Annotated in this window: 15 protein-coding genes; 8 read left to right on the top strand and 7 right to left on the bottom strand. The window is 74.3% G+C overall.

The window, feature by feature from the left end; genetic code table 11:
- Position 1 precedes the first annotated feature (1 nt).
- Complete coding sequence (locus AB0E19_RS20920; RefSeq protein ID WP_362182117.1) at positions 2-748, bottom strand: class I SAM-dependent methyltransferase; 747 nt, start codon at positions 746-748, stop codon at positions 2-4.
- Between the two features lie 325 nt (positions 749-1073).
- Here AB0E19_RS20920 and AB0E19_RS20915 point away from each other — a divergent pair, with 325 nt between their 5' ends.
- Positions 1074-2063 carry an NAD-dependent epimerase/dehydratase family protein gene (locus tag AB0E19_RS20915; protein ID WP_362182114.1) on the top strand — a complete coding sequence of 330 codons (990 nt, stop codon included), beginning with the start codon at positions 1074-1076 and terminating at the stop codon, positions 2061-2063.
- A gap of 9 nt (positions 2064-2072) precedes the next feature.
- Here the strand turns inward: AB0E19_RS20915 and AB0E19_RS20910 are convergent, their stop codons facing one another.
- Positions 2073-2798 (bottom strand): transporter substrate-binding domain-containing protein, encoded by a 726-nt coding sequence (locus AB0E19_RS20910; RefSeq protein ID WP_362182111.1) that lies wholly within the window; start codon positions 2796-2798, stop codon positions 2073-2075.
- A gap of 306 nt (positions 2799-3104) precedes the next feature.
- Between AB0E19_RS20910 and AB0E19_RS20905 the strand changes: the two genes are divergently transcribed.
- The 5 genes from AB0E19_RS20905 (at position 3105) to AB0E19_RS20885 (ending at position 6904) form a co-directional block, all read left to right on the top strand.
- Entirely contained in the window at positions 3105-3284 is a 180-nt protein-coding gene (locus AB0E19_RS20905) for a hypothetical protein (RefSeq protein WP_189951076.1), read from the top strand.
- 98 nt (positions 3285-3382) lie between these two features.
- A complete protein-coding gene (locus tag AB0E19_RS20900; RefSeq protein WP_362182107.1) occupies positions 3383-3955 on the top strand; it encodes a MauE/DoxX family redox-associated membrane protein in 573 nt (190 codons plus the stop codon).
- Between the two features lie 53 nt (positions 3956-4008).
- Positions 4009-4566 carry a hypothetical protein gene (locus tag AB0E19_RS20895; protein WP_362182104.1) on the top strand — a complete coding sequence of 186 codons (558 nt, stop codon included), beginning with the start codon at positions 4009-4011 and terminating at the stop codon, positions 4564-4566.
- Positions 4563-6425 (top strand): ABC transporter ATP-binding protein, encoded by a 1863-nt coding sequence (locus AB0E19_RS20890; RefSeq protein WP_362182101.1) that lies wholly within the window; start codon positions 4563-4565, stop codon positions 6423-6425. Before AB0E19_RS20895 ends, AB0E19_RS20890 begins: the two co-directional genes overlap by 4 nt.
- Positions 6426-6442: 17 nt before the next feature.
- The gene (locus tag AB0E19_RS20885) at positions 6443-6904 is read left to right on the top strand and encodes a S26 family signal peptidase (protein WP_362182098.1); all 462 of its coding nucleotides are present in this window, start codon (positions 6443-6445) and stop codon (positions 6902-6904) included.
- Between the two features lie 69 nt (positions 6905-6973).
- Here the strand turns inward: AB0E19_RS20885 and AB0E19_RS20880 are convergent, their stop codons facing one another.
- The 3 genes from AB0E19_RS20880 to AB0E19_RS20870 are packed head-to-tail and all read right to left on the bottom strand — an operon-like array spanning position 6974 to position 10399.
- Positions 6974-8473 (bottom strand): PTS transporter subunit EIIC, encoded by a 1500-nt coding sequence (locus tag AB0E19_RS20880; protein ID WP_362182095.1) that lies wholly within the window; start codon positions 8471-8473, stop codon positions 6974-6976.
- Between the two features lie 47 nt (positions 8474-8520).
- The gene (gene murQ, locus AB0E19_RS20875) at positions 8521-9450 is read right to left on the bottom strand and encodes an N-acetylmuramic acid 6-phosphate etherase (protein ID WP_362182092.1); all 930 of its coding nucleotides are present in this window, start codon (positions 9448-9450) and stop codon (positions 8521-8523) included.
- A 28-nt stretch (positions 9451-9478) separates the two neighbouring features.
- Positions 9479-10399 (bottom strand): MurR/RpiR family transcriptional regulator, encoded by a 921-nt coding sequence (locus tag AB0E19_RS20870; RefSeq protein WP_362182087.1) that lies wholly within the window; start codon positions 10397-10399, stop codon positions 9479-9481.
- Positions 10400-10501: 102 nt separating this feature from the next.
- Between AB0E19_RS20870 and AB0E19_RS20865 the strand changes: the two genes are divergently transcribed.
- A complete protein-coding gene (locus AB0E19_RS20865) occupies positions 10502-10858 on the top strand; it encodes a hypothetical protein (protein WP_031015735.1) in 357 nt (118 codons plus the stop codon).
- Between the two features lie 76 nt (positions 10859-10934).
- Positions 10935-11207 (top strand): DUF4031 domain-containing protein, encoded by a 273-nt coding sequence (locus AB0E19_RS20860; RefSeq protein WP_362182083.1) that lies wholly within the window; start codon positions 10935-10937, stop codon positions 11205-11207.
- A gap of 29 nt (positions 11208-11236) precedes the next feature.
- On the opposite strand, the gene AB0E19_RS20855 is transcribed toward AB0E19_RS20860, so the two are convergent.
- The gene (locus tag AB0E19_RS20855) at positions 11237-12451 is read right to left on the bottom strand and encodes a Cmx/CmrA family chloramphenicol efflux MFS transporter (protein ID WP_362182446.1); all 1215 of its coding nucleotides are present in this window, start codon (positions 12449-12451) and stop codon (positions 11237-11239) included.
- 211 nt (positions 12452-12662) lie between these two features.
- Positions 12663-13340, bottom strand: coding sequence for a hypothetical protein (locus AB0E19_RS20850; RefSeq protein ID WP_362182080.1), 678 nt, complete (start codon positions 13338-13340; stop codon positions 12663-12665).
- Between the last annotated feature and the right edge of the window lie 62 nt (positions 13341-13402).

Here is a 13402-nt window from a genome sequence, read left to right as displayed (position 1 = left end):
GTCACGGCTCGCGGCGGAAGAGGGCCGTCCAGAGGAAGCTCTCGCCGAAGTGCGGGGAGTCCGCGGGTTCGGCGCGCATGCGGCGGACCTCCAGCGGGGTCAGGTCCGCGAAGACGGCGCCGAGGTCGGTGTCGGTGTAGGCGAGGCCGCCTTCCAGGGCGCCCGCGCCGTAGAAGCCGGCGTCGGGGCGCTCGGAGCCCATGCCGCCCTCGCCGGCCGCGAAGGCGGTCAGCGCGAACAGGCCGCCGGGGGCGAGGACGCGGTCCAGGAGGGCGAGGTAGCTGACGCGGCGGTGCGGCGGGAGGTGGTGGAAGCAGCCCGAGTCGTACACGAGGTCGTAGGGGCCCTCGACGGTGCCGGGGGCGAAGGCGTCGCCGCGGTGGAAGCGGGCTCCGGTCGTGCCCGTCTCCCGGGCGCGCTCCTTCGCCCAGCGGATGGCGGTGGCGGAGAGGTCGACGCCGTCCGCCTCGTAGCCGAGCGAGGCCAGGTGGAGGGTGTTCCGGCCGGGGCCGCACCCCAGGTCGAGCGCCCGTCCGCCGCCCTTGAGCAGGCCTCGGCCGGCGTACGACACCAGGTTCTCGTCCGGCTTCGGGACGAAGAACGGCACCGGCCGGTCGCGGTCCGCGTAGAAGCCGTCCCACCAGTCCGCCCCGCCCTCCGTCCACCGGTCGGCGCCGGGCGCGAACAGCCCGTCCAGCAGCACCAGTACGTCCTCGACCGTGCGGATTCCGCGGTCCGTCCCTGCCATGTGGCTCTCCCCTCGACGTGACTTCCAGGGTAGGGGCGGGGAGGCTGAATGCCCAGGTCAGGCGGGGTGTCGGGGGTGTGGGGGAAGGGCTTGTGAGGGGGGTGGGCGGGGCTGGTGGGGGGCGGTCGGGGCCCGGCCCCGTGCGACGTGCGAGGGGGGCTTCCCGGGGGCGCCGGGGGGCGGGAAGGGGGCTCGGGGCGGTGGGCCCGGGTGGGTTTTCGCGCGGGACCGGGGTGGCGGGTTCCCGGTTTCGCCGTCGGCGCACTCGGTGCGCCGACGGCGAACCGGCCTCTGCGGGGCGGGTGTTCGGTGGTCGACTGGGCGCATGGACATTCTGGTGCTGGGCGGGACCGCCTGGGTGGGCCGCGAGCTGTCGCGGCGGGCGTTGGAGCGGGGGCACGCGGTGACGTGTCTCGCGCGGGGGGAGAGCGGGGAGGTGGCCGAGGGGGCCGAGCTGGTCGTCGCGGACCGGCGGGAGCCGGGGGCGTACGACGCGCTGGCCGGGCGGGACTGGGACGCCGTGGTCGAGGTGTCGTGGCAGCCGGGGTTCGTGAAGGCGGCGCTGGCGGCGCTCGGGGAGCGGTCCCGGCACTGGACGTACGTGTCGTCGGGGAACGTGTACGCCTCGCAGGCCGAGGTCGGGGCCGACGAGTCCGCCCCGCTCATGACTCCGACCGAACTCGACGAGGTCGACCGTGAGTTGTACGGGGAGGCGAAGGCCGCCTGCGAGCGGGCGTCGGTCGCCGCTGTCGGGGACCGGCTGCTCGTCGCCCGGGCCGGGCTCATCGGCGGGCCCGGCGACGTCAGCTGCCGCACCGGCTACTGGGCCGCCAGGGCCGCCCGCGACCCGGAGGCGCCGCTCCTCGTGCCGGACGAGCCCGGGCTGCCCACCCGCGTCGTCGACGTGCGGGACCTCGTCGAATGGATCCTGGACTCGGCCGAGAAGGGGCTGACCGGCGCGTACGACACGGTGGGGCCGAACGTGGCGCTCGGCGAGTGGATCGAGCTGTCGCGCCGGGCCGCCGGGCACCGCGGGCCCGTGGTGCCGGCCGGGTCCGCGTGGCTTCTGGAGCAGGGCGTGACGGAGTTCATGGGGCCCGAGTCGCTGCCGCTGTGGATCGTGGCGGAGGACTGGAGCGGCTTCCAGGCGCGTTCGGGTGCCGCGGCGGCCGCCGCCGGGCTCCGGCAGCGGCCGCGTCACGAAGTGATCGCCGACACCCTCGCCTGGGAGCGGGAGCAGGGTCTCGACCGGGAGCGGCGCGCGGGACTGAGCGTGGAGCGCGAGGCCGAACTGCTGCGGTTGCTGGGGGAGTAGGCGGGGTCCCTACGGGGCCACCAGGGCCGGGTCCTGGTGGGAGCGGTGCAGGGCCTCGGTGACGAAGCCGTTCTTCTTCAGCTCCTCGACGAGGGCGGTGAGGTAGGCGATCGTCTCCGGGGCCCTGGCCGTCGTGGTGCCGACGGCCTGGCGGATCTCCATGAAGCGGCCGTCGATCAGGCGGACTTCGGGGTGGGCGGCGACGTACGCGGCGGTCGGCTGGCGGATGCCCGCGCCGGCCTCCAGGTCCAGGGTGCGGAAGACGTCGACGCCCTCCGCGCCGCGGACGACGGTCGCGTGGGCGAGGGCGCGGGTGAGGTGGAGGTCGTAGGCCGAGCCCTGCTTGACGCCGATGCGGACGCCGGGCGCGTCCACGTCCTCGACGGTGACGAGCGGCGAGTCGCGGGGGACCGCGTACACGCCCTCGATGACGACGTACGGGGAGGTGAAGGCGACCTCCTTCTCGCGTGCGGGGTCGATCGCGAGGAAGCAGAGGTCGGCGCGGCCGTCCGCCATGGCCTCGAACGACTTGCGCGCCGCGTCGAAGCAGAGCGTCTCGACGGGGAGCGCGAGACGCCGGCCGATCTCCGCGGCGAGGTCGACCGTGATGCCGGCGGGTGCTTCCGGCGTGCCCTGGGCGAGCACCGGGTTCCCGAGGTTGACGGAGGCCCGCAGGGTGCCGGTGGGGGCGAGGTCGGCGGCGATCGCGGCGAGGTCGTGGTGCGTGGTCGTCATGGTTGCGGAGTCTAGGGCGGTGTCCGCGCTCGGCGGGGCATCTGGTTCCGGCCATGCGCACGTGCTTTCGGAATCTTGAATTCCATGTGGGGGTGGCCGTTCCGGATGGCTGGTTCTTTTCCTTTACCTCTCTGACCTCGCGATTCGCGTCCGTGGTTCACGTCCGCGATCGAAGATCGCGGCTGGTCTAGACATTTATTCCGACGGCCGGGTAGGTTTCTGAACGCGAGTTCTCGTGAACGTTTGCACGACCCGAATATCCATCTCCACCATGTGAGGGATCCTATGGTCAAGGCAATTGTCGGCATGGCGGACCGCCTTCTCGGACGCGTTCTCCGCGAGGAGAGCGCCGAGGCGTACTGCGCCTGCCCCGCGGGCGGCAGCAGCTGGTGCTCCGGTTCCACGCTCTACGTCAAGGTCTGCTGTTCCTGGAACTGCGCGGCGGCGCCCACCTGCGTCACCAAGTCGTACCCGGGCGACTGCTGACCGCCTCCCGCGCTCCGCGGTGAACCCCTCCCTCCCCGGTGCCGCCCCGCGCGGCCCCGGGGAGGGCCCCGGCCGGACCGGACGACGGAGGAACGACCGTGACCGACGTGACCGACTCCCTGAACCTCGCCCTCCGCTGCGTCGTCGCCGTCGTCTTCGCGGCCTCCGCGCTGGGCAAGGCGCGCGCCCCCGGCGCGTTCCGCACCACCGTCCGCGAGATGCGGATCGTGCCGCTGCGGGCGCTCGGCCCGGTCGCCGCCGCGGTGCCCGTCCTGGAGGCGGTGCTCGCCGTCGCCGTCTGGGTGCCGGCCCTCACCACCTGGGCGTTCGTCCTCTCCTTCGGCCTGATCGCGGTCTTCACCGCGGCGCTGGCCTCGGTCCTCCGCCGGGGGATCGACACCTCCTGCTCCTGCTTCGGCGCCTCCCGGACCCGGGTCGGGCCCGCCCACCTCGTCCGCAACGCCGTCCTCCTGGCGGCGACCGGCACCGGCTTCGCCGCCTCGCTCGCCGCGGGCGGTCCGGGGTCCGTCCCGGTGGCCGGCTCCCTCGACCCCGCCGGGGTCTTCGTCAGCCTGTTCGGCGCGGTCTGCCTGAGCGCGCTCGTCCTCTCCACCGACCTGCTCGCCGACGTCTTCTCGGGAACCGGCGGAGCCGGCCGGCGGACCTCCTGACCCACCCGACCGCCCCCTGCGCATCCGCCGCGAACCCAAGCGAGGCCCTTCCCATGCTCGTCGCCGCCGTCGTGCTGATCGGCTGTCTCTCCGTCTTCAACCTCTTCCTGCTGCTCGCCCTCGCGCGCCGCACCTCGGGCTCCGCCGGGAATTCCGGCGAATACGTCTCCGACGCCCCGGAGAACACGCTTCCCGACGGTTCTCCCGTCCCCGAATTCCACGCCCACGCGCATTCCGGCGAGGAGATCGACCGGAATTCCGTCGCCGGTGGATCCGTCATCGGATTCCTCTCCACCACCTGCACGCCCTGTGTCGAGCAGGCGCCGGAATTCGCCGCCATGGCGAAGGAATTCCCGGGTGGCCGGGACCATGTGCTCGTCTTCCTCAAGGGCGGCGGCCCCGAGCGGCAGCGGATGATCGAACTGCTCGACCCGGTCGCCCGTGTCGTCCCCGAGGCCGCCGGCACCGGGGGCGCCTCCGCCTCCTTCGGGATCGTCCGCTGGCCCAGCTACCTCGACGTCGACGCCGAGGGCCGGATCAGCGACCGCGGCCAGGTCGCCCCCGCCGCCCCGAAGACCCCCGCCGCCCCGACGGCCTCCGCCACCCGGTGAAGCGGCAGCCGAGGGCGGACGTGCTCCGGGCCGGGCGGACCGCCGCGAGGCTCGCCTGGCGGGCGGGGCCCGGCGCGCTCCTGCTCTACCTGGCGGGGAGCGTCGTCGCGGGACTGCTGCCCGCCGCCGCCGCGCTCCTCGTCCGCGAGCTGTTCGACGCGATCACCCAGGACCGGCCCGCGGACGTCCTCGTCCGCGTCGCCGTCCTCATGGTCGGCGTCGCCCTCGGCATCGCGCTCGTCCCCGCCGTCACCGACTTCCTCCGCGAACAGCACGCCCGGCGGGTCCAGCTCCGCGTCCAGGACGAGCTGTTCGAGGGCGTCAACCGGCTGCCCGGACTGCGGCACTTCGAGGACCCGGCCTTCCAGGACGAGCTGCGGCTCGCCCAGGAGGCCGGCTCCTCCGCGCCCGGCATGCTGATCGGCTCGGTCGTGGGCGGCGTGCAGGCCCTGGTGACCTTCCTCGGCTTCCTGATCACGGTCTGCGTCCTCAACCCGCTGCTCGGCGCGCTGACCGTGGTCATGGCGCTGCCGACCTTCCGGACCCAGCTCACCGCGGGCCGCCGCCGGGCCGCCGTCATCCGGGACATCGTGGCGCGCAGCCGCCGCCAGCTGTTCTACGCGAGCCTGCTGACCGACACCGACGCGGTGAAGGAGATCCGGCTCTTCGGACTCCAGGACCACTTCAAGGACCGGGCGCGGGCCGAACTGGCCGCGGCCTCCGAGGCCGAGCGGCGCACCGAACTCCGCAACCTCGTCAGGGGCGTCGGGCCGTCCGTGCTCGGCGTCGCCGTCTACGGCGCGGGGCTCGTCTGGGTGGTCGGGGCCGTCGGCTCCGGCGCGCTCTCGGTCGGCGACGTCTCCGTCTTCCTCGCCGCCACCGCCGCCATCCAGACCGGCGTCGGCCAGCTCGCGAGCACCGGCAGCAACGCCTACCAGGCCCTCCTCACCTTCGTCTCCTACCGGGCCCTGCGGGACCTCGCCCCCGACCTGCGGCAGCTGGAGGGGCCGGCCGAGGAGCCGCGCCCGCTGCGGTCCTCGATCACCTTCGAGAACGTCTGGTTCCGCTACGACGACTCCTCGCCGTGGGTGCTGCGCGGGGTGGACCTGACGCTCACCGCGGGCGCGGCGACCGCCCTGGTCGGACTCAACGGCGCCGGCAAGAGCACCCTGGTGAAGCTGCTGTGCCGGCTGTACGACCCGACCGAGGGCCGGATCCTGTGGGACGGCACCGACATCCGCCGCTTCACCCCGGACGAGTACCGCCGCCGGATCGGCGTCGTCTTCCAGGACTACGGCCGCTACGACCTCACCGCCGCCGAGAACGTCGGCCTCGGCCGGCTCGACCGGGCCGGCGACACCGGCGCCGTCACCGCGGCGGCGCGGGCGGCCGGCGTCCACGACCGGCTCACCCGCCTGCCCGCCGGATACGACACCCTCCTCAGCCGGATCTTCGTCCCGGACGCGGAGCAGGGCGGCCCCGGCGCGTCCTTCGCCGGCCAGTCGCTCTCCGGCGGCGAATGGCAACGGGTCGCCGTGGCACGGGCGTTCATGCGCGCCGACGCCGACCTGCTGATCCTCGACGAGCCCAGCGCGGGCCTGGACGCGGAGGCCGAGAAGGAGATCCACGACAGCCTGCGGACCCTGCGGGGCGGCGCGACCGGCGTGGTGATCTCGCACCGGCTCGGCGCCGTCCGCGACGCCGACCGCATCGTCGTCCTCGGCGACGGCCGGGTGGTCGAGGAGGGGACGCACCGGACGCTGGTCGAGCGCGGCGGCCGGTACGCGGAGCTGTTCACGCTCCAGGCCGACGGCTACCGTACGGACGCGGCGGACCCGGTCCCGGACCCGGTGCCCTGAGGAGAGGCGAGACGCGGATGTACCCGTACGTGATCCTCGGCGCGACCGCGGGGCCGGTCCTGCTCCTGGTGCTGCTGCGCCGCTTCCTCTCCCGGCTCCGGATCAACGGGCCGAGCATGATGCCGGCCCTGCGGGACGGCCAGCGGGTCCTCGTGGTCCGCGGCGGCGCGGCCCGGCTGCGTACCGGCCGGATCGTCGTCGTCGCCCCGCCCGAGGGGCTCGTGCGCCCCCGGCCGGGCGCCGGCCCGGCGGTCGGGCCGCCGCTGGTGGTGAAGCGGGTCGCCGCCCTGGCCGGGGAGCCCGTGCCGCCCGAGGTGTGCGCCGCCGCCGGCGTCCCCGAGGGCGCGCTCGTCCCGCCCGGCCGGATCGCCCTCCTCGGCGACAACCCCGCCTTCAGCACCGACTCCCGCTTCTGGGGCCTGCTGCCGGTCTCCAGCGTCGTCGGCGTCGTCGTCGACCGGGGCCCCGCGCCCGCGTGACGTGCGCGGAGGCGGGGCCTCGTCCTCCGGAGCCGTACGGAGGGAATCCCGGTGCGGGGCGGGCGGGGGTCAGACCTTCACGGGCTCGGGCTCGTGGCCCGGGGCGGCGGCGGGCGGGCCCGCGGCGACCGGGGCGGGGGCCGCGGCCTCCGTGTCCACGTCGAACTCCTCGATCAGCTCGCGGCTGAAGCCCCAGAAGTAGGTGGCGACGAAGCCGACGAGGTAGCCGACGATCAGGCCGCCCGCGTAGATCGCGATGGTCGTGCCGAGGCCCTTGTTGCCGTCGAGGAGCGGGAAGAGCGCCCAGCCGGACGGGCCGATCGCAGTGGAGCCGACCTTGTCGCCCAGCATCGAGAAGAGGCCGACGAAGCCGCCGCCGAACGCGCCGCCCACGCAGGCCGTGACGAAGGGGCGGCCCAGGGGGAGGGAGACGCCGTAGATGAGGGGCTCGCCGACGCCGAGGAAGCCGGCCGGGAGGGCGGACTTGATGGTGCGGCGGATGGAGCCGTTGCGCGGCAGCCTCAGGTAGGCGGCCATGGCCGCGCCGACCTGGCCCGCGCCCGCCATCGCCAGGATGGGCAGGAGCGCGGTGTAGCCCTGCTGCTCGATGAGCGTGGTGTGGATCGGGATGAGGGCCTGATGGAGGCCGAGCATCACCAGCGGCAGGAAGAGGCCGCCGAGGAGGAAGCCGGCGCCGGCGCCCGCGTTCTCCAGGAGCCAGTTGGCGAAGTCGCCGATGCCCTGGGAGACCTCGCCCGCGACGAACATCAGGCCGTAGATCGTGACGAGCCCGGAGACGAGCACGGTGAGCGTCGGGGTGACCAGGACGTCCAGGGACTCCGGCACCCAGCGGCGGCACCACTTCTCCACGTACACGGCGAGGACGGCCGCGCCGAGCGCGCCCAGGACACCGCCCTGGCCGGGGGAGAGGGTCTGGCCGAAGACCTCGATCTTGGCGACGCCCGCGAAGACGATGATGGCGGCGACCGCGCCGCCGAGGATCGGCGTGCCGCCGAACTCCTTCGCCGTGTTGAAGCCGACGAAGACCGCGATGAGGGCCATGAAGCCGCTGGCGATGGCGGCGAGCGCCGGGGTGACGCCGGGCAGCCAGCCGAGGTTGATCAGCAGGCCGTTGAGGCCGGCGATGATGCCGCAGCCGATGAGGGCGGGGATCAGCGGGACGAAGATGTTCGCGATCTTGCGGAGGAAGAGCTTGAAGGGGGTCGCGTTCTTCGCCTTCCGGGCCGCCTTGAGGGCGGCGCCCTTGTCGGCCAGCTCCTCGGCGGAGTGCGTGGGGGCCTGCGCGGCGCCCTCGGCCACCAGGGCCTCGAACGCGGGGGTGACGCGGGCGACCGTGCCCGGGCCGAGGACGATCTGGTACGTGTCGTCCTCCACCACGCCCATCACGGACGGCAGGGCCTTGAGGGCCTCGTCCTGGACGAGCGAGCGGTCGCGCAGACCCAGCCGGAGGCGGGTCATGCAGTGGGCCACGGAGGAGATGTTCCCGGCGCCGCCGACGAGGGGGAGGATCGCGGCGGCGATGGCGCGGTTCTTGTCGTCTGTGCTCATGGTGCGGTGGTGCCTTCGGTACGGGGGAGGGGGCGGGGCGGGGCGGCTCAGGGGGTGGTCGCGTGCAGCGCCGCACGCAGATGGCCGTGGGACTCCTCCAGGCGGCGGGCCGCGGTGGCGGCGTCGACGTCGGCGAGGATGATCAGGATGGCGTTCTTCACCTCGCCGTCGGCGGCGGCGAGCGCGGCCTCGATCTGTTCGTCGGGGGCGCCGGTCGCGAGCGCGACGATGCGGCGCGAGCGGGCCTGGAGCTTCTCGTTGGAGGCGCGGACGTCGACCATGAGGTTCCCGTAGGTCTTGCCCAGGCGGATCATGGTGATCGTCGAGATCATGTTGAGGACGAGCTTCTGGGCCGTGCCGGCCTTCAAGCGGGTGGAGCCGGTGAGGAGTTCGGGTCCGGGGACGACCTCGATGCCGTGCTCGGCGGCCGCGGCGAGCGCGCTGTCCGTGTTGCAGGACAGTCCGATGGTGAGCGCGCCGAGGCTCCGGGCGTGCTCGACGGCGCCGATGGCGTACGGGGTGCGGCCGGAGGCGGAGATGCCGACGACGGTGTCGTCGGGGCCGACGCCGAGCGCGTCGAGGTCGGCGGCGGCCAGCTCCTTGGAGTCCTCGGCGCCCTCGACGGCCTGGACCATGGCGGAGGGGCCGCCCGCGATCAGGCCGACGACCTGGGAGGGGTCGGTGTTGAAGGTGGGCGGGCACTCGCTGGCGTCGAGGACGCCGAGGCGTCCGGCGGTGCCGGCGCCCAGGTAGAGGAGGCGGCCGCCGCGGGCCATCCGCTCGGCGGTGGCGTCGATGGCGGCGGCGATGGCGGGGAGCGCGCGGGCGACGGCGGCGGGGACGGACTGGTCCTCGCCGTTCATCGTGCGGGCGATCTCCAGGGTGGACAGCCGGTCGATCTCGGCCAGTTCGGGGCGGAACGCCTCGGTGGTGAGGGTGGCCAGCTGGGCGCGGAGCTCGGAGTACGTGGTGGACACGGGCGGCTGCTCTTTCATGGTCGTGGTGTCAGCGGGTGGTTCGGGGCGCGTGCCGGTGGGCCAGGGCTTCGTACGAGGCCGCGAGGGCAGGGGCCGCGGTCTCGTACGTACGCTGCGTGATGACGGTGAACAGGCAGTCCACGACCAGGAGTTGACTGGTGCGGGACGACATGGCGGCCGGCCGGAGCTCGCTCTCTCGGGCGGTGGAGGTGGTCAGCACGTGGTCGGCGTACTGGCTGACGGGGCCGTCGGGGCGGCCGGTGATCGCGACCGTGGTGGCGCCGTGCTCGAAGGCCACCCGGAGCGGTTCTATGACGTCGCCGGTGGAGCCTGAGTGGGTGATGGCCAGGGCGACGTCGCCGGGGCGGAGCTGCACGGCGTTGGTGACGGCGAGGTGCGGGTCGCCGTGGGCGTGGGCGATGAGGCCGATGCGCAGCAGCTTCTGCACGAGGTCCTGGGCGACGAGGCCGGAGGCGCCGACGCCGTACACGTCGATGCGGCGGGCGCCGGCGCAGGCGGCGGCGACGGCGCCGAGCTGCGCGGTGTCGAGCCCGGCGGCGGTGTCGGCGAGGGTCTGTCGCTCGTCGTGGGCGAGCTTGGCGACGACGTCGGCCACGGGGTCGTCGACCGCGATGTCGGCGGTGACGGAAGGGGCCCGCCCCGACTGCTGCTGGGCGGCGAGCCCGGCGAGCGCGAGCCGCAGGTCGCGGTAGCCCGGGTAGCCGAGGATCCGCGCGGTGCGGACCACGGTGGCCTCGCTGGTGCCGGTCAGCTCGGCGAGACCGGTGACCGTGAGGGCGGCGCACCCGGCGGGGTCCCCCGCGACGGCCTCGGCGACCCGCTGCATGGAACGGGTCATGGAAGGGGCGAGGGTCCGCACCTTGGCGGCGAGGGCGGCGGGGGCGGGGGGCGCCTCCCCGCTGAAAGTTTCCTTCACGTCATTGGTCACGCTTGAAAGATACTTTCAGGGCCGGGTGGGGACAAGACCCCGTACGTCCCGGATGAGGAGGGGACCTTCGTCCTTCCGGGACGGCCGGGGGACAATGACCCCATGGACGACATCGACCCCGTGGAGCAGGCGCTGCACGCCGCTCGCGCACTGGTGCTGGCCGACCTCGCGGCCCGTGACGTGGCCGCCGCGCAGGTCGTGTCGATGGTGGAGGACGCGGTGACGCACCGCCGCTGGTGGGTCGAGCAGTGGCCCGAGGGCGTCGAGTACGTCGCCGGCCTCGTCGCCCAGGACGTCCAGGACGCCCTCCTGGAGGCCTACGGCCGCTGGCCCCTCTGCCCCGTCTGCTCCTCCGGCGACCCCCACGCCCTCGACGTCGAACCCGAACTGGGCCCGGACCCCCACTGGGTCTGCGGCAAGCAGGGCGTCGTGGTGGCCCGGGTGGGCGGGCTGACGTGAGGCACGGGGCGGCCTCCGGGGAGTCGGCCGGGACCGCGGGGCCCGCGGGCGCGGCCGGCGGTACGGGGCTCCGCCGATGACCCTCTACATCGACCCCCCGATCTGGCCGGGCCACGGCCGCATGTGGTCCCACCTCGTCAGCGACGCCTCCTTCGAGGAACTCCACGCCTTCGCCGCCGCCCTCGGCGCCCCCGCCCGCGGCTTCGACCGCGACCACTACGACATCCCGGCCGACTGGTACGACAGGACCGTCGCGGCCGGCGCGCTCCCGGTCGGCTCCAAGGAACTCCTCCGCCGCCTGACGGAGGCGGGGCTGCGCCGGCCCAAGGGACGGCCGGCGCAGGCGTAGTCCCGGTCGCGCGGGAGCAGCGGGTCGGCCTAGCCCTGGTGGTCGTAAGCCTGCTGCTTCGACGGTGCGCCCTGGGCGCCCATCACCACCCTGGACCTGCTCGTGCGGGTGAGGCGGAGGGCGACGGCGGCGGTGGCGAGGGCCAGGAGGGTCATGGCGGCGCCGGCCCAGGCGGGGGAGGCGTAGCCGAGGTCGGCGTCGATGACGGTGCCGCCGAGCCAGGGGCCGGCGGTGTTGCCGAGGTTGAAGGCGGCGGTGGTGGTGGCGCCGGCCAGGGTGGGGGCGGCGCCCGCGACGTTGAACATGCGGGCGTTGAGGGCGGGGGCCGTGTAGAAGGCCGAGACGCCGAGGAGGAAGGCGAGGGTGACGGTCGCCGCGGGGACGGCGGCGAAGAGGGCCAGGGCCACCAGGAAGACGGTGGAGGCCGTGATGCCGGTGAGGAGGACGCCGAAGAGGTGGGCGTCGGCCACGCGGCCGCCGATCACCGTGCCGACCAGCGCGCCGATGCCGAAGAGGGCCAGGACGCCGGAGACCCAGGCCTCGCCCAGGCCCGAGACGTCGGTGAGGAGCGGGGCCAGGTAGGAGAAGGCGCAGAAGACGCCGCCCGCGGCGAGGGCGGTGACCGTGATCGAGAGGAGGACCTGGCGGTCCCGGTAGATCGTGAGCTCCTGCCTGAGGCGGGGCTTCGTCTCCGGGAGCGGGAGGTGGGGGATGCGGGTGACGACGCCGGCGAGGGCGATCGCGGAGGCGGCGCCGACGGCCCAGAAGGCGGAGCGCCAGCCGAGGTGTTCGCCCAGGAAGGAGCCGGCCGGGACGCCGAGGACGTTGGCGATGGAGAGGCCGCCGATCATGACCGCCAGGGCGCGGGCCCGGGTGTCGACCGGGACCATCGCGATGGCGACGGCCGCGCCCACGGCCCAGAAGCCGGCGCAGGCGAGGGCGCTGATCACGCGGGACGCGAAGAGGATGCCGTAACTCGGGGCGAGCGCGCCGGCGATCTGGGAGAGGCCGAAGACGGTGATCAGGGCGATCAGGGTCGTCTTGCGGGGGAGGCGGAGGGTCGCCACCGCGAGCAGCGGGGCGCCGACGACCATGCCGATGGCGAAGGCGGAGATGAGCAGTCCGGCCTGCGGGATGGAGACGTCCATGTCGTCCGCGATGGCCTGCAGCAGGCCGGAGAGCATGAACTCGCTCGTGCCGAGTGCGAAGACGGAGAGGCCGAGGATGTAGACGGCCAGGGGCATCCGGGTGGCGGTGGGGGTGGGTGCGGGAGGAGCGGGGGAGGGCTCGGCGGAGAGAGACGGCATGACATGTGCCAACCGGTGGTTCGTTCCTGTCATTCCGGGGTGCCGGTTCTTCTCGCGATGCGAGACGGCGCCGGGGGTGACCCGCGGGTGCGAGACGGCGGGTGCGAGACGCCCGGCCGGGGATCCTCCCGGCCGGGCGTCTCCGTTCTCACCGGCCGGTCAGTTCCGCGAGTTCCTTCTCCAGGTTCTCGCGGGCCTGCTCCTCCCAGACCGCCGCGCCGTACGGGGTGCGGAAGAGGCGGGGGAGGGCGAGGAGGTGGCGGAGGACGGCGGCGCGGCCTTCGCGGAAGGCGTCGTCGGGGACGAAGGCGTACTCCTCGCGGACGGCCGCCGCATACCCCCCGTAGGTGTCGGGGCCGGTGGCGAGGATGGCGAGGTCGGCGTCGCAGAGGGTCTCGCCGTTGAGGTCGCCGGGGGCCGGGTCGTGGGTGACGGTGAGGCGGACCAGGCGGGCCACCTCCGCGACCTCGTGGGCGGTCAGCCCGGCTTCGGCCAGGGCGCGTTCGGCGAGGTGGGCGGAGCGCTCCTCGTTCTCGGAGCGGTCGGGGCGGTAGACGGCGTCGTGGAACCAGGCGGCCAGGCGGACGAGTTCGAGCTCCCCGCCCTCGCCGCCCATGTCGGTGAGCTCGTCGATCCGGTCGAGGACCGCCCGCAGGTGGGCGGTGGTGTGGTAGCGGCGTTGCGGTTCGGCCCAGCGGGCGAGCAGGTCGCGGCCGTACGGGGCGGGGTCGGGGCCCCCGCGGCCGGCGCGGGCGGCGAGCAGGGTGGCGTTCCAGCGCCGGAGGAGGTCGCCGGCGGCGGTCGCGCTGTCCTCGGTTGCGGTCATGGGCGCATTGTGCCCGTTCCGCCGGCCCGTGAAGGCGTGCACGCCTCGGCCTTACATACCCC

The organism is Streptomyces sp. NPDC047974, from assembly GCF_040653375.1.
Taxonomy (GTDB): domain Bacteria; phylum Actinomycetota; class Actinomycetes; order Streptomycetales; family Streptomycetaceae; genus Streptomyces.
This window is presented reverse-complemented; position numbering and strand designations above follow the sequence as displayed.

Bases quoted from the DNA above. Each gene is read 5' to 3' on its own strand.
- AB0E19_RS20905 (WP_189951076.1), top strand. From the start codon at position 3,105: ATGGCGGACCGCCTTCTCGGACGCGTTCTCCGCGAGGAGAGCGCCGAG.
- AB0E19_RS20885 (WP_362182098.1), top strand. From the start codon at position 6,443: ATGTACCCGTACGTGATCCTCGGCGCGACCGCGGGGCCGGTCCTGCTC.
- AB0E19_RS20850 (WP_362182080.1), bottom strand. From the start codon at position 13,340: ATGACCGCAACCGAGGACAGCGCGACCGCCGCCGGCGACCTCCTCCGG.
- AB0E19_RS20920 (WP_362182117.1), bottom strand. From the start codon at position 748: ATGGCAGGGACGGACCGCGGAATCCGCACGGTCGAGGACGTACTGGTG.
- AB0E19_RS20860 (WP_362182083.1), top strand. From the start codon at position 10,935: ATGACCCTCTACATCGACCCCCCGATCTGGCCGGGCCACGGCCGCATG.
- AB0E19_RS20880 (WP_362182095.1), bottom strand. From the start codon at position 8,473: ATGAGCACAGACGACAAGAACCGCGCCATCGCCGCCGCGATCCTCCCC.
- AB0E19_RS20895 (WP_362182104.1), top strand. From the start codon at position 4,009: ATGCTCGTCGCCGCCGTCGTGCTGATCGGCTGTCTCTCCGTCTTCAAC.
- AB0E19_RS20855 (WP_362182446.1), bottom strand. From the start codon at position 12,451: ATGCCCCTGGCCGTCTACATCCTCGGCCTCTCCGTCTTCGCACTCGGC.
- AB0E19_RS20865 (WP_031015735.1), top strand. From the start codon at position 10,502: ATGGACGACATCGACCCCGTGGAGCAGGCGCTGCACGCCGCTCGCGCA.
- AB0E19_RS20910 (WP_362182111.1), bottom strand. From the start codon at position 2,798: ATGACGACCACGCACCACGACCTCGCCGCGATCGCCGCCGACCTCGCC.
- AB0E19_RS20915 (WP_362182114.1), top strand. From the start codon at position 1,074: ATGGACATTCTGGTGCTGGGCGGGACCGCCTGGGTGGGCCGCGAGCTG.